The sequence below is a fragment of the Spirillospora sp. NPDC029432 genome, assembly GCF_040703975.1.
Classification (GTDB): domain Bacteria; phylum Actinomycetota; class Actinomycetes; order Streptosporangiales; family Streptosporangiaceae; genus Spirillospora.
Genome location: NZ_JBEZWH010000083.1, coordinates 1 through 18,556, shown reverse-complemented (window position 1 = coordinate 18,556; position 18,556 = coordinate 1). Strand labels below are relative to the sequence as shown.

Below are 18,556 nucleotides of genomic sequence, written 5' to 3'. Positions count from 1 at the left end.
GCCGTCTGCGTCGGGTCATCATGGCGCATGACCCGGGTTACGGACCGGCCCTCCCCCGTCCCCCGTCCTGTCCCTGACCCTGTTCAGGCCAGCTTGCCCTACCTTCCCGTTCCGCGACAGGTACCGCGGCGCCCGGCCGGGGGCGGCCGCGCGGGGGTGCGCGGCGACCGTGCGGGATCCGGCGGTAGAGAATCCTCCTCCACCGGAGGAAGGGCAGCGGAGATCACCGGGCATAACCGGCTAATCCCGGACAGCGCCTCGCGCCTGGGCGAATCGGAGGCGTTATCGAACGCCATTTCGACCATCCGCGACGATGATACCGAGGAGTATTCTTCCGCCGGAATACAGCAGCCGGTAACAGGAAATCAGCGTTCGATCACGCTCCGTATCGGTTCGTGCACGATGGCGCCGAACGGTTGAGACCAGGCACTTTGAGTGCGAGAATCTCAGCGAGCCGGACGTCCCCGCGCCGACGCACCCCCTGTCGGAGTCCGGCGACCATCGTCGGAATGGACCGGGGGGCGAACTCGCCTGATGTCCTTGGAACCCCGAATCATCAAAGAAAGCTTTACGCACCTGGAGCCGGTCGCCGATAAGGCGATCGCCTATTTCTACGGCCGTTTGTTCGCCCAGCATCCCCGGTTGCGGGCATTGTTCCCGCCCGCCATGGACGCGCAGCGCGACCGGCTCTTCCGCGCCCTGACCAAGATCGTCTGGAGCATGGACAGCCCCGACGCGCTGGCGGGCTACCTCGGCCGGCTGGGCCGCGACCACCGCAAGCTCGGCGTCCTGCCCGAGCACTACCCGGCCGTCGGCGACGCCCTCATCGCGACGCTGCGCGCGTACGGCGGGGACGGCTGGACGGCCGAGGCCGAGGCCGCCTGGACCGCGGGCTACCGGGCCGCGTCCGAGCTGATGATCGCCGCGGCCGAGCGGGACGCCGAGCAGGCGCCGCCCTGGTGGATCGCCGAAGTCGTCGCGCACGAGCGCCGCTCGTACGACCTGGCCGTGCTCACCCTGCGGCCGGGCCGGCCGCTGCCGTTCGACGCCGGCCAGTACGTCTCGGTCCAGGTCTCGCGCTGGCCGCGGGTCTGGCGGCCGTACTCGATCGCCAACGCGCCCCGGCCCGACGGCACGCTGCGGCTGCACGTGCGCGCCGTACCGGCCGGCTGGGTGAGCGGCACCCTGGTACGGCACACCCGCACCGGCGACACGCTGCTGCTCGGACCCGCGCTGGGCACCATGACCCTCGCCCCGGAGGCCGCCGGCCGCGACCTGCTCCTGATCGCCGGCGGCACCGGCCTGGCCCCGCTGCGCGCCCTCGCCGAGGACGCCCTGGCCGCCGACCCCGCGCGGCGCGTCCACCTGATGGTGGGCGCGCGGACCGAGCAGGACCTGTACGACACGGCCGGCCTGGCGCGGCTGGCGGTCGGCCACCCCGGGATGCGCACGACCACGCTGGTCGCCGACGGCGGCGCCCACACCACTCCGGCGGACGCGCTCGGCGACATCCCCGGCCTGGCCGAGCATGAGGTCTACGTGGCCGGGCCGGCCGAGATGATCAGATGCACGGTGGACGCGCTCCAGCGGCTCGACGTCCCCCCGCAGCGCATCCACCACGACCCGCTCGACGGCGAGTACTGCGCCTGACCCGCACCGCACGCGGACGGCACGGGCCGCTCAGCGGGCCGGCAGCCGGGCGCAGCGCCGGCAGGCGCGGGCCGAGCCCGCGACCAAGGCGTGCGACGCGGCGGTCAGCGCGCCGGCCAGCACCGTCAGCGGCCAGTTCCCGTACAGCGCCGCGGTCCCGGCGAGCCCGAGCGTGGCCACCGCCATCGCCAGCGCCGTGACCGTCCCGGCCCACGCGACCGCGATCGGCAGCCGGTCCGGCACCGGCAGCCGGCGCGCCAGCGCACCGGTCGCCGCCAGCGTCCCCGCCCCCGGCAGCGCCGCGGCCGCCGCCGCCCACAGCTGCCACTGCTGCTGGTGACCGGCGGTGCGGACCAGCAGCCAGCACCCGATCAGCAGCGGGATCGTGAGCGCGACCGCCCGCGCGGTGTGCCGCACCTGCGCGATGGTCAGCTCCCGCTGGCAGCCCGGCGCCAGCTCCGCGACGCTCCCGAACTCCCGCACCGCCAGCTCGGCGGCGCGCTCGTAGGGGACGCCCCTGCCCTCGTACGCGGCGACGGTGTCCTCCAGGCCGCCGCGCAGCTCCTCGACGAGCCGCTCCTTGGCCCGGGCCGGGCCGTGCAGCGCCGCCGACAGCGCCGCGACGTGCTCCTCGACCGGGCCGGCGGCGGTGGTCGCGGCCGTCACGCCGGGTGCCCCGGCGCCGGGTCGAGGACCGCCCCGATGACCGACGTGAACTCGTGCCACGCGTCCCGCTCGCCGGCCAGCGCGCGCCGCCCGGCGTCGGTGAGCTCGTAGCAGCGCCGGCGCCGCTCCCCCTCGGAGAGCCAGGCGCTGCGCAGCAGCCCGACCCGTTCCAGCCGGTTCAGCGCCGGATAGATCGTCCCCGTCTTCAGCTCCAGCGCCCCGCCGCTGCGCCGCTGCACGGCCGCGATGATCGCGTAGCCGTGCAGCGGGCCCGGTTCGAGCACGGCCAGCAGCAGGCCGTCCAGATGTCCGCGTACCGCGTCCGCCCTCATGAGTAGACAGCCTACACACCCGTGCTGTAGACAGACGACATATAGGCAACCAACATATCCGGAGATCTGGAGCCCGCCTTGACCAAGCTGCTGCTGTCCCTGCACGTCCTGGCCGCGATCGTGTTCATCGGGCCGATCACCGTGGCCGCGTCGCTGTTCCCCCGCTACGCCAAGGAGTCCGCCGGGGGCGTGGCGGCGTTCCTGCACCGGATCTGCTCCGGCTACGCCTTCGCCGGGCTCGCCGTTCCGATCCTCGGCTTCGCCACCGGCGCGGCGCTCGGCGTCCTCGGCGACCCCTGGCTGATCGCCTCGGTGATCCTCACCGGCGCCGCGGCGGCCGTCCTCGCCTTCGCCATCCTGCCCGGCCAGCAGCGGATGCTCGCGGCCGACGGGCCGGCCGCCGCCGCCACCGCCGGCCGGCTCGCCATGCTCACCGGCGTCTTCAACCTCCTGTGGGCGGTCGTCGTCGTCCTCATGATCGTCCGGCCCGGCTCGACCACCAGCGCCTGACCGGCCCCGCCGCTACCCGGTGGCGCGCTCGCGCAGGAAGTCCGCCGTCGCCGGGTCGGCCGGGTAGAACGACTCGATGGCCAGCTCCGCCACCGTGATGTCCACCGGCGTCCCGAACGTGGCGATCGTGCTGAAGAACGACAGCGTCCGGTCGCCGTACCGGATCCGCAGCGGGATCACCACCTCCTGGCCGGTCGGCGCCGTCGCCGCCTCCGGCCCCGGGAAGTCGCGCAGCTCGCGGTACAGCTGCGCCAGCGCGGCGTCGGCGGTCAGCGCCACGTGCCGCCGCACCCGGTCGATCATGTGCGCCCGCCACTCCCCCAGGTTGACGATGTTCCGCGCCATCCCGTCCGGATGCATGCTGAGCTTGAGCACGTTCAGCGGCGGCTCCAGCAGCTCCGGCGGCGCCCCCTCCATGAAGAACCCCGCGGCCTGGTTGGCGTCGATCAGGTTCCAGAACCGGTCGACGACCACCGCCGGGTACGGCTCGTGGCCTCGCAGGACCTGCCTCAGCGCGGCCCGTACCGAGTCCATCCGCGGCTCCTCGATCGGCGTCTCCGCGTAGACGGGCGCGTAGCCCGCCGAGACCAGCAGCAGGTTCCGGTCGCGCAGCGGCACCTCCAGGTGCTCGGCCAGGCGCAGCACCATGTCCCGGCTCGGCGCCGACCGTCCCGTCTCCACGAAGCTCAGATGGCGCGTGGACACCTCGGCTCCGGAGGCCAGCTCGAGCTGGCTGAGCCTGCGCCGCTGCCGCCATGCCCGCAGCTGGTCCCCCACGGGCCGTACATCGCCGAGCGAAGTGATCGTCATGGCCCGGAACGCTACCCGCGGCCATGTCATGCCCGCGATTACCTCACCGGTAATGACCGGCGCCCGTAGGTCCCGGCGCCCCGGCGGCCCGCCACGCACGTTCCGGCGGACATGACGTCCGAGGTAATGGCCTCGCGCCCATGGCGTGCGCCACGCTGGGCGCCATGACCGACGAGCTCATCGACGCCATGCCGTTCGCCCGCGCCCTCGGCATCGGGATCGACTCCGCCGCGCCCGGCGAGGTGACCGGCCGGCTGGCCTGGGCCGCGGACCGCTGCACGGCCGGCGGCGTCATGCACGGCGGCGCCCTGATGGCCCTCGCCGACACCCTGGGCGCCGCCTGCGCCTACCTCAACCTCCCGGACGGCGCGTCCACCACCACGCTGGAGTCCAAGACCAACTTCATGCGCGGCGTCCGCGACGGCGAGGTCCGCGGCGTCGCCCGTCCCCTGCACACCGGCCGCCGCTTCATCGTCGTCCAGACGGACCTGTACGACGCCGAGGACCGCCGCGTCGCCCAGGTCACCCAGACCCAGGCCGTCCTCCACGGCTGACGCCTTTACGTTGTAGATCACTAATCGGGAACGTGCTCGCCGAAGAACGCGAAGATCCGCTCCCAGCCGTCGGCGGCGTTCTCCCGGCCCTTCCCGTGCCCGAGGACGATCTTCGAGACGGCGCCCAGCGGCGCCGGCAGCCGCGACCCGGTCAGGAAGCTGTGGCCCGCGCCCGGATACTCCTTCACATCGTGCGGCACGCCCAGCTCGTCCAGCGCGCGCTCGATCCTGCCGGCCGCCCCCCGCAGCGAACGGTCGAGGCCTCCATAGGCGGCCACGATCGGGCATGCGCCGTCCAGCACCTCCGCCAGATCACCCCGTGGCAGGATGCCGTAGTTCACCGACGCGGCCTGGAAGCCGTACCTGGCCGCCGCCACCAGCGCGAAGCCCCCGCCCATGCAGAAGCCGATGAGCCCGACCCGGCCGGTGCAGTCGTCCCTCCCGGCCAGCCACGTCCGGGCGCCCTCGATGTGGTCGAAGATCGGCCCCTTGCGCGCCATCATCTGCCGCATCGCGCTCCGCACGCACCGCAGCCAGGGCGCGCCACCGTAGAAGTCCGGCAGGACCGCCAGGTACCCGTTCGCCGCGAAGCGGTCGGCCTGCTCGCGCATGTCGGCGGTGGGGCCGGTGGCCTCGAAGACCACCACCACGGCGGGCCAGGGCCCCTCCCCCTCGGGCACGGCCAGGTAGGCGGGCAGTCCAGGCGCGATCATGACATCAGGCATGCGCCCCAACCTCCCGCACCCGCCCCCGCACGCCCAGACCCAAATCCCCCGAACCCCGTGACGCTCGTCTCAGCTCCCCGCGCCGACGACGACCGGCTTGCCACCCCTGCGAACCAGAAGCAGCGCGTCGTCGATGACGGCGGAGTGAACGCTCCCGCGGTATCCCTCGAGTCCGTCATGGAAGCCCTCAGCGTTCCAATAACGGCTCGGCTGATGACGACCATGGTTGACCAGCGGCCTGTTGCGCCTGGCGACGAGAGAGACTACGTAACAGACCCGCCGGTTGCGGAACCGCTGCCCGCCCGGCATGACGCGTTCGACCCCCACGCGGTCGTCGAGACGTATGTTCGCGCTCAGCCCGGCCTTGATCGCCAGCACCTGCAAGGCGTCGGCGAGCGCCGGGGAGGCCGTGTAGATGACGCGATGCCCGTTCCCCCGATGGGTGGTGCCGTCACCCTCGACCATCGCGTCCAGGAGTGACCGGGCGAGGTCCGCCGACCAGAAGCCGACGATATCGGGCATCACCTTGTCGTGAGAGTGCCCCAGTGTTGCGAGCAGATCGCGAAGTGACGTGCATTGGGTGCGTACGGAGCCGTCACCGGATGTCGGTATGTACGCGGGCAATCCCAGAGCACGAACGGTCGCGGCCATCTTGTCCAGCAGAGGCCCACGGTTCTGGGCGAGCACGATCACATGCCCGTTGACGGAGCCTTCTGCGAGATAATAACCGAGAAAGCGGGCGAAATGATGGGCAGGGAAGACCGCTTCCGGGTAGTACCGGACGCAGTGGGCACCATTGTCCGATCGCACCCAGTGCCGGCTCGCCGCAGGCGTGACCACGTCAGCGTCGGACCCGGCGAGCCATCGAGCCGTCTTCTGGTACCGGACCCGCTTGTGTAGAACCGCGTCGGCCCGCTCGAGAGCGTACGGCTGCTCTCCCCTGCGCGCCGCTCGGGTGTCCGCACGCTGGATCCACAGGGGGTGGGCGGGTGTCACCAGCAGGTCGATCTGCTCCGAGCGGACCCGGTACATGGGGCCGTCGTACCGCACATGCGAGACCTCGACCGCCGTCCGATAAGTCAACTCACCTGATACGGGATGGACCGTCCCGAACATCTCGTTTCCCGCGATATTCGGCCACGGAATCCAACCCGCATCGGTCAGGACATCGGTTCCGTCGTCATATCCCATGATCACCTGCTCCCGCCTTTCAGGTGTCGGCGGGTTCACGATGTCACGGGGCACTGACGCTCTAAGGGCACACCCTGCCATTGGCCTCGAAGGCGGCGTGGGTCAGCGGCATGAGCGCGGCCCACTGCTCTTCCATCTGCTCGGCGACCATCTCGATCTCCCTTTGCGGGAACGACGGGAACGTGGAGTCCTCCCGCTTTACCCGCAATGACAGGAAGTTCATCAGGGCGCGGGCGTTGCAGGTGGCGTACATCGACGAATAGAGGCCGACCGGCAGCACAGTGCGTGCGACTTCGCGCGCGATCCCCGCCTCCAGCATCTCGCTGTAGGCGCGGTAGGCCTGCCTGTAGCTCTCCTTGGTGGCCTCCGTGACCAGCTTGTGCTGCTCGGGTGTGCCGTCGACGAAGACGTACTTGCCGGGACGCCCCTCCTGAACGAGCTTGCGGTCCGCCCCCGGGACGTAGAAGACCGGCTCGAGCCGGCGGTAGCGACCGCTCTCCTCGTTGTACGAGAAGGTGCGGTGGCGCATGAACTCCCGGAAGACGAAGATCGGGGCCTTCACGTAGAAGGTCATGGAGGAGTGCTCGAACGGGGTGCCGTGCCGGTCCCGCATCAGGAAATTGATCAGTCCCTTGGAGCGCTCCGGGTCGGCTTCGATCTCCGCCAGCGAGCTCTCGCCCTTGGTCGACACGCGAGCCGCCCACAGCACATCCGCGTCCGACGCGGCCGACTTGATCAGCTCCACCACCACGTCACTGCGGAACTCGATGTCCCCGTCCACGACCGGTCCTCCTCTTCACCGCCTGAACCGCCCCGGCAACTGTAGTCCCGCCGGGGGACACCTCGGATCATGTCAGGGGTGAGGCGGGGTTTCGGTGGTGTCCGGGATGGCGCAGACTGGGGGGATCCGGGTGTTGAGGGAGGTCATCGGGGTGGGGAACGGGTCGTGACGGAGCTCAAGGTGCTGGGGGCCTGCCCGCTGGACTGCCCGGACGGGTGCTCGTGGGTGGTGACCGTACGGGACGGTGAGGCGGTCGGCCTCCGGGGCAATCCGGACCACCCGTACACGCGCGGTGCCCTGTGCACCAAGGTCAACCGGTGGATCGAGCATTCGAAGCAGGACGACCGGATCCTGTACCCGCTGCGCAGGACGGGGGCCAAGGGCGAGGGCCGGTTCGAGCGGATCTCCTGGGACGAGGCGCTGGCGGAGATCTCCGGGCGGCTGCGGGCGGTGATCGACGAGCACGGCGGAGAGGCGATCTGGCCGTACTGGGGGACCGGGACGCTCGGCTACATCCAGGGGCTGGAGGGCGGTGCGGGGCGCCGGTTCTTCAACGTGCTGGGCGCGTCGCGGCACCTCGCCAACATCTGCTCGGCGGCGGGGACGGCCGGGGCCTGGCACACGCTGGGCTCGTCGGGCGGCATGGACCCCGAGGACCTGCGGCACGCCCGCCTTGTCATCCTGTGGGGCACCAATCCCCTGACCAGCGGCCACCACGTGTGGAAGTTCGTGCAGGAGGCGCGCCGGAAGGGCGCGCACGTCGTCGCGATCGACCCCGTGCTGACCCGGACGGCGAAGCAGGCCGACGAGCATCTGGCGCCCTTGCCGGGCACGGACGCGGCGCTGGCCCTGGGGCTGCTGAACGTGGTCGTGCGGCTCGGGGCGCAGGACGAGGATTTCCTGCGGCGGCACACGCTGGGCTGGGAGGAGTTCCGGGCGCGCGTCGAGACGTTCACGCCGGCGCGGGTGGCGGAGATCACCGGGGTGCCGGAGGAGCGGATCGTCGCGCTGGGCGAGCGGGTCGCGCGGACGCGGCCGACCGCGATCCGGGCCACGCAGGGGCTGCAGCGGCACTCGGGCGGCGCGATGACGCTGCGGACGCTGGCCGCGTTCCCCGCGGTGACCGGTGACTGGGGCCTGCTGGGCGGCGGGCTGGCGACGTCGACGTCGGGGCACGTCCCGCTGGACCGGGCGGCGCTGTTCCGCGACGACCTGCGGCCGGGGCCGCTGCGGTCGCTGTCGATGAGCCGGATCGGGGAGGGGCTGCTGGAGGCCGATCCGCCGGTGCACGCGCTGTTCGTGATCGCGGCCAACCCGGTGGGCAGCGGCCCGCACCAGAGCAAGGTCCGGGCGGGGCTGGCGCGCGAGGACCTGTTCACGGTGGTGCTGGAGCAGTTCCCCACGGACACGACGGACTACGCCGACATCGTGCTGCCGGCGACGATGCAGCACGAGCACGCGGACCTGCACGACGGGTACGGCCACCTGTACCTGGCGTGGAACGAGCCCGCGGTCGAGCCGCCCGGCGAGTGCCTGCCGACGACGGAGACGTTCCGGCGGCTGGCCCGCGCGATGGGGCTGTCGGAGCCGGCGCTGTACGAGTCCGACGAGCGGCTGGCGGAGCAGGCGCTGGCGTCCGGGCACCCGTTCCTGGAGGGGATCACGCTGGAGCGCCTGAAGAAGGACGGGTTCGCCCGGCTGTCGGTGCCCGATCCGTTCCTTCCGTACGCCGACGGGTTCCCGACGCTGTCGGGGCGGCTGGAGTTCGTGTCGCGGTGGGCCGGGGACGCGGGGCAGGACCCGCTGGCGGGGTACACGCCGCCGTTCGAGGTCGCCGACCCGGAGCGGGAGAAGCGGTACCCCCTCGCGCTGATCTCGGCGGCCTCGCACCACTTCCTCAACACGGTCTTCGGCAGCAACGAGGAGCTGCGGAGGCGGTCGGGAGGCGGGCCGGAGCTGCGGATGCATCCCGAGGACGCGCGCGAGCGGGGGCTGGAGAGCGGCCGCCGGGTGAGGGTCGGCAACGACCGCGGCGCGTTCGAGGCGGTCCTGGAGGTGACCGCGCAGGTCCGGCCGGGGGTGGTCGCCACGACCAAGGGTCACTGGGCCAAGTTCTCCGGCGGCGCCAACGCCAACGCGGTCGTCGACGAGCGCGACACCGACCTGGGCGGCGGGCCGGTGTTCCACGACACCCGCGTCGAGGTGGAACCGGCGGGCTGAGCGGCCCGTCAAGGGAGCATGAAGATCAGTACCGCGCTCGACCGGGCACGGAAGTACGAGCGGCGGGGCGAGTCCGCGGAGGCGGCGGCGGGCTACGCGGAGGCGGCCGGGGCGCTGGAGGCGCGCGGCGATCTCGCCTCCGCCGTGGCGGTGCGGGCCAGGCAGGCGCGGGCGCTGGCGGACGCGGGCCGGGTCCGCGACGCCCTGCGGATCCTGGACGCCGCCGAGCGCGCGGCCGCCGGCCTCCCGGACGCCGGCGGGCTGCGGGCCGTGCTGGACGGGCAGGCCGCGCACGTCCTGGAGGGCGCGGGCCGGGTGAAGGAGGCGCGCGGCCGGGCGCTGGCGGCGCTGGACGGGTTCCGCGCCCTCGGGGACGGCCGGCGCGCCGGCCGGGTCGCGGTGCACGCGGCGCGGCTCGCGGTCCGGGAGAGCGGGCCCCGCGCGGCCGTCCCGGCGCTGCGCGAGCTGCTGGCCGTGCTCGCCCCGGACGGCGAGGCGCACCGGCGGGTGGCGGCGCTTCTGGAGGAGGCGGAGCGGCGCCCGGACCGCGACCACGACGTCGTCGTGACGCATCCCGGCGCCGCGCCGTGGGGACGGCTCGCCGCCGCGCTGGCGGTCGGCGCGCACCTGGCGGTCGGCAACGGTGCCGCCTGGAACCTGCCGGACGGCCGCGACGAGGATCCCGCCGGCGTCCGCGAGCGGCTGGCCCAGAGCTGGGGCGTCACGGACGCGGAGGGCTGGCGCGAGCAGATCGACGCGCTGCTCCACGCGGAGAACAGCGACCCGGCGATCCAGGCCGTGCTCGACCTGCGGCGGCCCGAGCAGGACGAGTACGCCTGGCAGGACGCCATCACGGCCTGGTGCAGCGGCGAGGACATCGCCGACGAGACCGCCCGGGAGCTGGTCGGCCTGTCGACGCTGATCCTGAGGTACGAGGCGCGCTTCCGCGCCGACGGTCTGCTGGGCCCCGGCGACCGGGTGGCCACCGTGTCGGGGTACGACTACGGCCGCGCGGTCAACATGGCCCGCTGGGGCCGCAACGCCGGCTTCTGCGACGCCGCGACCGCCGAGGAATGCGTGCTGCGCGCCGGCGACCTGGCCCGCCGGTCGTACGGGTCGTGGGAGGAGTTCTCCGCCGGCTACACCCTGGGCCGCCTGCTGCGCTTCGACGAGGGCGAGTTCGGCACCTGGTACGACCGCTCGATCGCGGCCCACCGGATCCTCACCGGCGCCCCGGACAGCCCTTGGCGCACCCTGGCCTGGGGCTGACTCCGGGGCACGCGGTGCCGGCGGACGCTACACCGAGCCGGTGGTCACGTGGCGTCGATCTCGGCGAGGATCGCGTTCTTGGCGTCCGCGTCGAGGCTGGAGGCGGTCACGGCGTTGCGGGCCAGGGCGGCCAGTTCGGCGCGGCCCAGCCCGAAGACGTCGGCGGCGACGCGGTACTCGCCGGTCAGGGTGGTGTCGAACATGGGCGGGTCGTCGCTGTTGAGCGTGACGAACAGGCCCTCGTCCAGCATCCGCGGCAGCGGGTGGGCGGCGATGTCGGGGATCTGGCCGGTGCAGACGTTGGAGGTGGGGCACACCTCCAGGGGGATCTGCGTCTCGCGCAGGTGCGCGACGAGGCGCGGGTCCTGGACGCAGGACAGGCCGTGGCCGATGCGCTCGGCGCCCAGCCCCTCGACGACCTCCCAGATCGTCTCCGGGCCGGTCATCTCGCCGGCGTGCGGGAGGCTGCGCAGGCCGGCGGCGCGGGCGGCGCGGAACGCGTCCCGGATGGCCTCCGTGTGGCCGGCGCGGGCCTGCTCGACGCCCGCCAGGCCGAAGCCGACGAGGTTCTCGGGCGGGTGGTTCAGCGCCTGGTCGAGGGTGCCGCCGATGAAGTCGCCGGGAAGGTCGGCCGGGATGTCGAAGATGTAGGCCATCCGGACGCCGTACCGCTCGCGCGCCTGCCGGGCGGCGATGTCGAGCGCCTCGGTGACGGCGGCGGGCGGCATGCCGACCAGCCGGTGGGCGTGCGGGGTGACGGTCAGCTCGGCGTACCGGACGTTCTGCGCGGCCAGGTCGCGGGCGACGCCGAGCACGAGGGTGGCGACGTCCTCGGGGTCGCGGACGAGGGAGTTGACCGCCATGTAGACCTCGGCGAAGTGCGGGAAGTCGCGGAAGGCGTAGAAGTCCCGCAGCTCCCGCTCGCCGGTCGGGACGGTCCCGTCGGGGTGGCGCCGGGCCAGTTCGAGGACGGTGGGAACGGACGCCGAGCCCACCAGGTGGACGTGGAGCTCGACTTTCGGAAGGGCGTCGATGAACGCGTGGAGATCGGACACGGCGGCGACGCTAACAGCGGTTCCGCCGCCGGCGGCAGGGAATACCGCGCTATTTGACACAAGAATGTCAGAATGGGCGCATGCGCGCGTCCCGGCTGATCTCTCTGGTCCTCCTGCTGCAGTCGCGGGAGACGATGACCGCCGCCGAGCTGGCCCGCGAGCTGGAGGTCTCCGAGCGGACGGTCTACCGGGACGTCGAGGCGCTGTCGGCGGCGGGCGTCCCGGTGTACGCCGAGCAGGGCCGCAACGGCGGCTACCGGCTCGTCGGCGGGTACCGCACCCGGCTCACCGGGCTCAGCCGCGAGGAGGCCGAGGCGCTCTTCCTGTCCGGGCTGCCGGGACCGGCCGCGGACATGGGGCTGGCCGACGCGGTAGCGGCGGCGGAGCTGAAGGTCCTGGCCGCGCTCCCGCCCACGCTGCGGGACGCCCCCGTCCGGGCCGGCGGGCGCTTCCACCTGGACGCGCCGGGCTGGTTCGGCGAGTCCGGCCCGCCGCCGCTGCTGCGGGAGCTGGCCCGCGCGGTGTGGCAGGACGAGGTCGTCCGGCTGCGCTACCGCAGGGACCGCGAGGTGACGCGCACGGTCGAGCCGTACGGGCTGGTGCTGAAGAACGGCACCTGGTACCTGGTCGCCCGCGTCGGCGAGGGGCACCGCACGTACCGCGTCGACCGGATCGCCGGGCTGGAGCCGACCGGCGGGACGTTCGAGCGGGACGAGGGGTTCGACCTGCCCGGCCACTGGGCCGGGCAGGCCGAGTCGTTCCTGCGGGCGATGCTGCGCGAGGAGGTCACCGTCCGGCTGAGCCCGGCCGGGCTGCGCGCGCTGCGGTACGCGGTGGAGCCGTACGCGGCCCGGCGGGCGCGGGAGGAGGCGGGCGAGCCGGACGCCGACGGCTGGGTCGTCACCCGGCTGCCGGTCGAGTCGCCGGAGGTCGCCGAGCACGAGCTGATGCGCCTCGGCGCGGACGTCGAGGTCCTGGAGCCGCCGGAGCTGCGCGCCCGGATGGCCGGGAACGCCGCCCGGCTCGCCGCGCTCTACCGGTAGCCGGTGACGTCGGCGGGCTTGCCGGCCCCCTGCACCTCGGCGATGTAGCGCCAGGCGTCCGGCCGGCTGCCGTCGGTGTCGGTGAACCCGTACTCCTGGGCGAGTCCCCCGCTGGACAGCGACTTCCCGTTCCACCGGTGCCGGTCGGGGTCGGCGGCCAGGGCGGCGGCGGCGCGGCCGACGTACGCCGGCGACTCGGAGATCGCGAAGTGCTCGTCCACGCGGGTGCCGTCGCGCCAGGTGTCCTCGGTGACGCCGAAGTGCTCCAGCATCGCCTCCGACCGCAGCCAGCCGGGGGTGAGCGACACGGCGGTGCAGCCGTACGGCCCGATCTCCTCCGAGAGGGCGAGGCCCATCCGGATCACGGCCCATTTGCACAGGTCGTAGAAGTAGCCGGTCTCCTTGCGGTACGCGGCGTTGCTCTCGGCGGTGCCGTCGGTCACCTCGATCGCCAGCCCGCCCGGGTTCCTGATCAGGAGCGGCAGCGCCTTGTGCGCGGTGATGGCGTGCGCGTCGATCGACAGCCGGAACATCCGCAGGCCCTCGTCCAGCGGCAGGTCCCAGAACCGCGTGCCGAACCTGACGAGGTGGTCGGCGCCCCAGATGTCGTTCACCAGGACGTCCAGCCGGCCGTGGCCGGCGTCGATCCGCTCGACCAGCCGGTCCACCTGCGCGGGGTCGAGGTGGTCGGTGGGCACGGCGATCCCCTCGCCGCCGGCCGCGGTGACCAGTTCGGCGGTCTCCTCGATGGTCTCGGGACGGCCGATCTCCGAGCGCCGCCCGCGGGTGGTGCGCCCGGTGGCGTAGACGGTGGCGCCCGCGGCGCCGAGCTGCACGGCGATGCCGCGGCCGGCGCCGCGGGTGGCCCCCGCGACCAGGGCGACCCGCCCGGCCAGCGGGCGGTCCCGCCCGGCCCGTCCGGTCGTTCCGGTGCTCTTCTGCTCGTTCATGGGAACGATGCTGGCACCGAAACCTGACAGGGAACGTCAGGGTTTCGCCGCGTTTCGGACGGACCCTTCCGGACGCATGGCGCCCGCCCGGGCGGCTGCCCGGGCGGGGAGGTCCATGCGGCGCGGACGGTCAGGGGCTGAAGATGCTGTAGCCGCCCGGGCCGACCAGGAAGCCGAGAACGATCAGGACGATGCCGAAGATCAGCTCCCGGCGGGCGATGATGACATAGATACCCGCGATGATCAGGACCACCGCGATCAACCACAGCAAGGTAATCATGGTCGCGGGGTCCCCCGCCCCGCGACCGACAAACCGCCACACAGTTCTGGATGTCCGAAATTACGGATAAATTACACTTGTTCCACTCGGCAGAGCCGCAGCGCGTTGGCCACGATCCGGTGGCCCGACCGCCCCGCCGCGGTGAGGATCGACTCCGGATGGAACTGCACCGCCCAGCGGCGCCGCCGCGGGTCCTCGATCGCCATGACGACGTCCCCGGTCAGCGCGGTGACCTGGAAGCCCTTCACCCGGTCGGGCGTGGCGTGCAGCGAGTGGTAGCGGGCCGCGGTGAACTCGTCCGGCAGCCCCTCCAGCAGCGCGCCGCCCGCCGCGACCTTCACCCGTCCCGGCTTGCCGTGCGACGGCTCGGGCAGCAGCGCCAGCTCGCCGCCCGCGTGCTCGACCATCGCCTGCAGCCCCAGGCAGACCCCGAACGCGGGCAGCCCCCGCTCGTCGAGGGCGTCCAGCAGCGCCCCGGTGGCGAAGTCCTCGGGACGGCCCGGGCCCGGCGACAGGACGACCAGGTCGGGGGCGTGCTCGTCCAGCATCCCCACCGGGAAGCCGTGCCGCAGCGTGACCACCTCCGCGCCCTCCTGGCGGAAGTAGTCGGCGAGGGTGTTGACGAAGGAGTCCTCGTGGTCGACGACCAGGACCTTCAGCCCCTCCCCGGCGCGCCCGGCCGCCGGCTCCGCACCGGCCCCGGCCTCCTCCGCCCCGGCCTGCGACTCCGCCAGCGCCCGCAGCAGCGCGCTCGCCTTGAGGTGCGTCTCGCGCTCCTCCTCGTCGGGGTCGGAGTCGTACAGCAGCGTGGCCCCGGCCCGCACGGTCGCGATCCCGTCCCGGATCTGCGCGGTGCGGAGCGTCAGCCCGGTGTTCATCGACCCGTCGAACCCGACGCAGCCGACGGCACCGCCGTACCAGCGGCGCGGCGAGTCCTCGTGGTCCTCGATGAACTGCATCGCCCACGTCTTGGGCGCGCCGGTCACCGTCACCGCCCACATGTGGGTGAGGAAGGCGTCCAGCGCGTCGAAGCCCGGCCGCAGCCGCCCCTCGATGTGGTCCACGGTGTGGATCAGCCGCGAGTACAGCTCGATCTGCCGCCGCCCCAGCACCTTCACGCTGCCCGGGACGCAGATCCGCGACTTGTCGTTGCGGTCGACGTCGGTGCACATCGTCAGCTCGGACTCGTCCTTGGCCGACGACAGGATCGCGCGGATCTGCTCCGCGTCCTCCAGTGCGTCCTCGCCGCGCCGGATCGTGCCCGCGATCGGGCAGGTCTCCACCCGGTCGCCGCTCACCCGGACGAACATCTCCGGCGAGGCGCCGACCAGGTACTCGCCGTCGCCCAGGTTGAACAGGAACTCGTACGGGGCCGGGTTGGTCTCCCGCAGCCGCTCGAAGAACGCCGCCGGGGACTCGCACCGCCCGTACATGGCGTGGCCCGGCGTCACCTCGAACAGGTCGCCGCGGATGAACTTGTCCTTGGCGTCCCGCACCATCTGCGCGTACACGCCCGGCACCGGCTGGGGCGGCGGTTCGGCCGCGGCCGGGACGGGCGTCGGCTCGGTCTCGCGCGGCAGCCCGGCGGTGCTCGCGCCGCCGACCTCGAAGTCGTAGGACATCCGGTGCGAGGTCTCCCGCTTCCGGTCGACCACGATCATCTCGTCGGCCAGGTGCAGCACGAGGTCGCGCTGGTCCGCCGGGCGCTCCAGCCGGGTGCGCAGCGGCTCGAACTGCAGCGACAGGTCGTACCCGAACGCGCCGTACAGGCCGAGGTGCGGGTCGTCGCAGCGGAACAGGTCGATGATCGCGCGCAGCGCGGTGAACACGGTCGGCTGCCGGCTGCGCTCCTCCTCGGCGAAGAACTCCGCGGACGGCGGGACGAAGACCTCGATCCCGCCCTCGTCCTCGGAGCGGACCTCGCCGGCGCCGCGCAGCACCGGCGCGATCGCGGCCAGCACGATCCGGCCGCGGCCGTTCAGCGCCCGCGCGGCGACCGTGCGGCCGCGCGCGACGATCTCCAGGCAGGGGTCGATATAGGCCATGTGCCAGCGGCTGTAGCGGCCGGGGTACTCCATGCCGGAGCTCAGCACGCCGCCTCGCCGCTCCCCCACGGCGGCGACGAGGGCGTTCAGCACGTCGGACTTGCGCTCGGAGTCGACCGGCGTCGCCGTGCGGATGACCCGCACGCCCCCGGCGGTCACGAACTCGCTGGTCTGCGATTGTTCTGGGACGGTCTCCACCGCGGTGGCCCCTCGTGATCGAGCCCTGCACCCCCGGCCGAAACGCGAGACGACCGCCGGGTGAGGGCGGTCGCCTGGATTTCGGAAATGCACGAACCGGCGCCGCCTAGCGGCGCCACCACCACTGGAAGGCCCGGGGCTCGGTTCGCATGGGAGGAGCCTACCCGCCCGCGCGGCCCCCGGTCGAGCGACGCCCCGGTGGAACGATCCAGCCAAGTCGTGCCGCACCCGAGATGATCCCGTGACCGGCCCCGGGGTAGGCTCACCCGGTTTCACTTCCGCCCCGGGGACCTCCGCCGACTCGCGCACCTCCCGGGGCGGAGATCCGCTCCCGCCCGACGAGGAGGACCCTTGGCCTCGAAAGCGGCCGGCACCCCGGCCAAGAACCCGCCCCCCGCGGAGGCCCCGCGCTCCGACCGCAGCCACTGGAACTGGCTGCTGATCATCCCCGTGGTGCTCCCCTTGCTGACGTTCGTCTTCAACAGCGACGCGCCCCGCGTCGCGGGTTTCCCCGCCTTCTACTGGATCCAGTTCCTCTTCATCCCGGTGGGCGTGACCTGCACGGTGATCGTCTACCGGATGACCAGGAGGCGGGGCTGACATGAGCACCGAGCACCTCACCGAGATGATCATATTCGCCCTGCTGTTCCTGCTGGTGAGCGGCATGGGCTTCGTGGCGGCCCGGTGGCGCCGGCCGGCCACGATGGACAGCCTGGACGAGTGGGGCCTGGGCGGCCGCAACTTCGGCAGCTGGATCACCTGGTTCCTGATCGGCGGCGACCTCTACACCGCCTACACCTTCGTCGCCGTCCCCGCGCTGGTCTTCGGCGCGGGCGCGGCCGGCTTCTACGCGGTGCCGTACACCATCGTGGTCTACCCGCTGGTGTTCCTGGTGCTGATCCGGCTCTGGTCGGTGTCGCACGTGCACGGCTTCGTGACGCCCGCCGACTTCGTGCGCGCCCGGTTCGGCTCGCCCACGCTGGCGCTGGCCGTGGCGGTCACCGGGATCGTCGCGACGATGCCGTACATCGCGCTGCAGCTGGTCGGCATCGAGGCGGTGCTGAAGGCGATGGGGGTGACCGGCCACCTGCCGATCGTCATCGCGTTCGCCATCCTGGCCGCCTACACCTACCAGTCGGGGCTGCGGGCGCCGGCGCTGATCGCCTTCGTCAAGGACATCCTGATCTACCTGGTGATCATCGTCGCGGTGCTGTACATCCCGAGCAAGCTCGGCGGCTGGGGGAACATCTTCGACTCGGCGCAGGCCAAGTTCGACAAGACCCCCGCGCCGTCCGACGGGATCCTGCTGGACGGCACCAACCAGCTCAACTACGCCATGCTCGCGCTGGGCTCGGCGCTGGCGCTGTTCCTCTACCCGCACAGCATCACCGGCGTGCTGGCCAGCAAGAACCGCGACGTGATCAAGCGCAACATGTCGGCGCTGCCGGCCTACAGCTTCGTGCTCGGCCTGATCGCGCTGCTGGGCTTCATGGCGATCGCGGCCGGCGTCACGCCGATCACGACGGACGGGAAGGCCGACACCAACACCGTGGTGCCGGTGCTGTTCGACCAGATGTTCCCGAGCTGGTTCGCCGGCGTCGCGTACGCGGCGATCGGCATCGGCGCGCTGGTCCCGGCGGCGATCATGTCGATCGCGGCGGCGAACCTGTTCACCCGCAACATCTACAAGGAGTACCTGAAGAAGGACGCCACCGAGAAGCAGGAGGCCACGGTCAGCAAGCTGGTCTCGCTGGTCGTCAAGGTCGGTGCGGTGGCCTGCATCCTGCTGCTGGACCCCGAGTTCTCCATCGACCTGCAGCTGATCGGCGGCGTGATCATCCTGCAGACGCTGCCGGCGGTCGCGCTCGGCCTGGTCACCCGCTGGTTCCACCGCGGCGCGCTGATCGCCGGCTGGGCCGCGGGGCTGGCCGCCGGGCTGTGGATGCTCTACCAGATCCCCAACCCGGCCAAGGGCAAGGAGCACTTCGGCGGCTCCGCGTACAGCCTGGGCGAGCTGGGGCTGGACACCAAGATGACGGTGTACGTGGGCGTGCTCGCGCTCGCCGTCAACCTGGTGGTCGCGGTCGCCGGCACGGTCGTGTGCCGCGCCGCGAAGCTGGCCGACGGCAAGGACGCCACCCGGGAGTCGGACTACACGGCCGACGCCGGCGACCCGAAGGTCAAGGAGCTGGAGCTGTCCTCCTCGACCTGACCGGCGCACCGCCGACGCTCGTCACCAGGGCGCGGCCGCCCCGCACGCGCAGTGCGGGACGTCCG

Annotated in this window: 18 protein-coding genes; 8 read left to right on the top strand and 10 right to left on the bottom strand. The window is 72.6% G+C overall.

What is annotated here, in order from left to right; all coding sequences use genetic code 11:
• The first annotated feature begins 534 nt into the window (after positions 1-534).
• Positions 535-1,650 carry a globin domain-containing protein gene (locus tag AB0881_RS37025; protein WP_366624848.1) on the top strand — a complete coding sequence of 372 codons (1,116 nt, stop codon included), beginning with the start codon at positions 535-537 and terminating at the stop codon, positions 1,648-1,650.
• A 30-nt stretch (positions 1,651-1,680) separates the two neighbouring features.
• On the opposite strand, the gene AB0881_RS37020 is transcribed toward AB0881_RS37025, so the two are convergent.
• Complete coding sequence (locus AB0881_RS37020) at positions 1,681-2,316, bottom strand: permease prefix domain 1-containing protein (protein WP_366624846.1); 636 nt, start codon at positions 2,314-2,316, stop codon at positions 1,681-1,683.
• A complete protein-coding gene (locus AB0881_RS37015; RefSeq protein ID WP_366624844.1) occupies positions 2,313-2,648 on the bottom strand; it encodes a helix-turn-helix transcriptional regulator in 336 nt (111 codons plus the stop codon). Before AB0881_RS37015 ends, AB0881_RS37020 begins: the two co-directional genes overlap by 4 nt.
• Before the next feature lie 78 nt (positions 2,649-2,726).
• Here AB0881_RS37015 and AB0881_RS37010 point away from each other — a divergent pair, with 78 nt between their 5' ends.
• The gene (locus AB0881_RS37010; RefSeq protein ID WP_366624843.1) at positions 2,727-3,158 is read left to right on the top strand and encodes a hypothetical protein; all 432 of its coding nucleotides are present in this window, start codon (positions 2,727-2,729) and stop codon (positions 3,156-3,158) included.
• 12 nt (positions 3,159-3,170) lie between these two features.
• On the opposite strand, the gene AB0881_RS37005 is transcribed toward AB0881_RS37010, so the two are convergent.
• A complete protein-coding gene (locus AB0881_RS37005; protein ID WP_366624841.1) occupies positions 3,171-3,968 on the bottom strand; it encodes a helix-turn-helix transcriptional regulator in 798 nt (265 codons plus the stop codon).
• A 164-nt stretch (positions 3,969-4,132) separates the two neighbouring features.
• Between AB0881_RS37005 and AB0881_RS37000 the strand changes: the two genes are divergently transcribed.
• Positions 4,133-4,522 carry a PaaI family thioesterase gene (locus AB0881_RS37000; RefSeq protein ID WP_366624839.1) on the top strand — a complete coding sequence of 130 codons (390 nt, stop codon included), beginning with the start codon at positions 4,133-4,135 and terminating at the stop codon, positions 4,520-4,522.
• A gap of 20 nt (positions 4,523-4,542) precedes the next feature.
• Here the strand turns inward: AB0881_RS37000 and AB0881_RS36995 are convergent, their stop codons facing one another.
• From AB0881_RS36995 to thyX, 3 genes are all read right to left on the bottom strand, one after another.
• Positions 4,543-5,247, bottom strand: coding sequence for a dienelactone hydrolase family protein (locus tag AB0881_RS36995; protein WP_366624837.1), 705 nt, complete (start codon positions 5,245-5,247; stop codon positions 4,543-4,545).
• A 69-nt stretch (positions 5,248-5,316) separates the two neighbouring features.
• On the bottom strand, positions 5,317-6,438 hold the full coding sequence (locus tag AB0881_RS36990; protein WP_366624835.1) for a hypothetical protein: 1,122 nt from the start codon (positions 6,436-6,438) through the stop codon (positions 5,317-5,319).
• Positions 6,439-6,499: 61 nt separating this feature from the next.
• Positions 6,500-7,219 (bottom strand): FAD-dependent thymidylate synthase, encoded by a 720-nt coding sequence (gene thyX / locus AB0881_RS36985; protein ID WP_366624833.1) that lies wholly within the window; start codon positions 7,217-7,219, stop codon positions 6,500-6,502.
• Positions 7,220-7,384: 165 nt separating this feature from the next.
• Here thyX and AB0881_RS36980 point away from each other — a divergent pair, with 165 nt between their 5' ends.
• Positions 7,385-9,439, top strand: a complete 2,055-nt coding sequence (locus AB0881_RS36980) for a molybdopterin-dependent oxidoreductase (protein ID WP_366624831.1) — start codon at positions 7,385-7,387, stop codon at positions 9,437-9,439.
• A gap of 18 nt (positions 9,440-9,457) precedes the next feature.
• Positions 9,458-10,708 carry a DUF1266 domain-containing protein gene (locus tag AB0881_RS36975; protein WP_366624829.1) on the top strand — a complete coding sequence of 417 codons (1,251 nt, stop codon included), beginning with the start codon at positions 9,458-9,460 and terminating at the stop codon, positions 10,706-10,708.
• Positions 10,709-10,752: 44 nt separating this feature from the next.
• On the opposite strand, the gene add is transcribed toward AB0881_RS36975, so the two are convergent.
• Positions 10,753-11,763, bottom strand: coding sequence for an adenosine deaminase (gene add / locus AB0881_RS36970; protein ID WP_366624828.1), 1,011 nt, complete (start codon positions 11,761-11,763; stop codon positions 10,753-10,755).
• Between the two features lie 80 nt (positions 11,764-11,843).
• Between add and AB0881_RS36965 the strand changes: the two genes are divergently transcribed.
• Positions 11,844-12,806, top strand: a complete 963-nt coding sequence (locus AB0881_RS36965) for a YafY family protein (RefSeq protein WP_366624826.1) — start codon at positions 11,844-11,846, stop codon at positions 12,804-12,806.
• Here the strand turns inward: AB0881_RS36965 and AB0881_RS36960 are convergent.
• The 3 genes from AB0881_RS36960 to AB0881_RS36950 form a co-directional block, all read right to left on the bottom strand.
• A complete protein-coding gene (locus AB0881_RS36960) occupies positions 12,797-13,756 on the bottom strand; it encodes an SDR family oxidoreductase (RefSeq protein ID WP_366624824.1) in 960 nt (319 codons plus the stop codon). The two genes, AB0881_RS36965 and AB0881_RS36960, sit on opposite strands and share 10 nt — an antisense overlap.
• Before the next feature lie 130 nt (positions 13,757-13,886).
• Positions 13,887-14,036 carry a GPGG-motif small membrane protein gene (locus tag AB0881_RS36955; RefSeq protein ID WP_366624822.1) on the bottom strand — a complete coding sequence of 50 codons (150 nt, stop codon included), beginning with the start codon at positions 14,034-14,036 and terminating at the stop codon, positions 13,887-13,889.
• Between the two features lie 71 nt (positions 14,037-14,107).
• Positions 14,108-16,279 carry an anthranilate synthase component I gene (locus tag AB0881_RS36950; RefSeq protein WP_366624821.1) on the bottom strand — a complete coding sequence of 724 codons (2,172 nt, stop codon included), beginning with the start codon at positions 16,277-16,279 and terminating at the stop codon, positions 14,108-14,110.
• A 351-nt stretch (positions 16,280-16,630) separates the two neighbouring features.
• Between AB0881_RS36950 and AB0881_RS36945 the strand changes: the two genes are divergently transcribed.
• On the top strand, positions 16,631-16,879 hold the full coding sequence (locus AB0881_RS36945) for a DUF3311 domain-containing protein (RefSeq protein WP_366624819.1): 249 nt from the start codon (positions 16,631-16,633) through the stop codon (positions 16,877-16,879).
• A 1-nt stretch (position 16,880) separates the two neighbouring features.
• Positions 16,881-18,491 (top strand): monocarboxylate uptake permease MctP, encoded by a 1,611-nt coding sequence (mctP, locus tag AB0881_RS36940; protein WP_366624817.1) that lies wholly within the window; start codon positions 16,881-16,883, stop codon positions 18,489-18,491.
• The last annotated feature ends 65 nt before the right edge of the window (positions 18,492-18,556 follow it).

Coding starts and splice junctions, on each gene's coding strand:
- AB0881_RS37015 (WP_366624844.1), bottom strand. CDS start 2,648: ATGAGGGCGGACGCGGTACGCGGACATCTGGACGGCCTGCTGCTGGCC.
- AB0881_RS37025 (WP_366624848.1), top strand. CDS start 535: ATGTCCTTGGAACCCCGAATCATCAAAGAAAGCTTTACGCACCTGGAG.
- AB0881_RS36955 (WP_366624822.1), bottom strand. CDS start 14,036: ATGATTACCTTGCTGTGGTTGATCGCGGTGGTCCTGATCATCGCGGGT.
- mctP (WP_366624817.1), top strand. CDS start 16,881: ATGAGCACCGAGCACCTCACCGAGATGATCATATTCGCCCTGCTGTTC.
- AB0881_RS36965 (WP_366624826.1), top strand. CDS start 11,844: ATGCGCGCGTCCCGGCTGATCTCTCTGGTCCTCCTGCTGCAGTCGCGG.
- AB0881_RS36960 (WP_366624824.1), bottom strand. CDS start 13,756: ATGAACGAGCAGAAGAGCACCGGAACGACCGGACGGGCCGGGCGGGAC.
- AB0881_RS37005 (WP_366624841.1), bottom strand. CDS start 3,968: ATGACGATCACTTCGCTCGGCGATGTACGGCCCGTGGGGGACCAGCTG.
- AB0881_RS36995 (WP_366624837.1), bottom strand. CDS start 5,247: ATGCCTGATGTCATGATCGCGCCTGGACTGCCCGCCTACCTGGCCGTG.
- AB0881_RS37000 (WP_366624839.1), top strand. CDS start 4,133: ATGACCGACGAGCTCATCGACGCCATGCCGTTCGCCCGCGCCCTCGGC.
- AB0881_RS36975 (WP_366624829.1), top strand. CDS start 9,458: ATGAAGATCAGTACCGCGCTCGACCGGGCACGGAAGTACGAGCGGCGG.
- AB0881_RS36990 (WP_366624835.1), bottom strand. CDS start 6,438: ATGGGATATGACGACGGAACCGATGTCCTGACCGATGCGGGTTGGATT.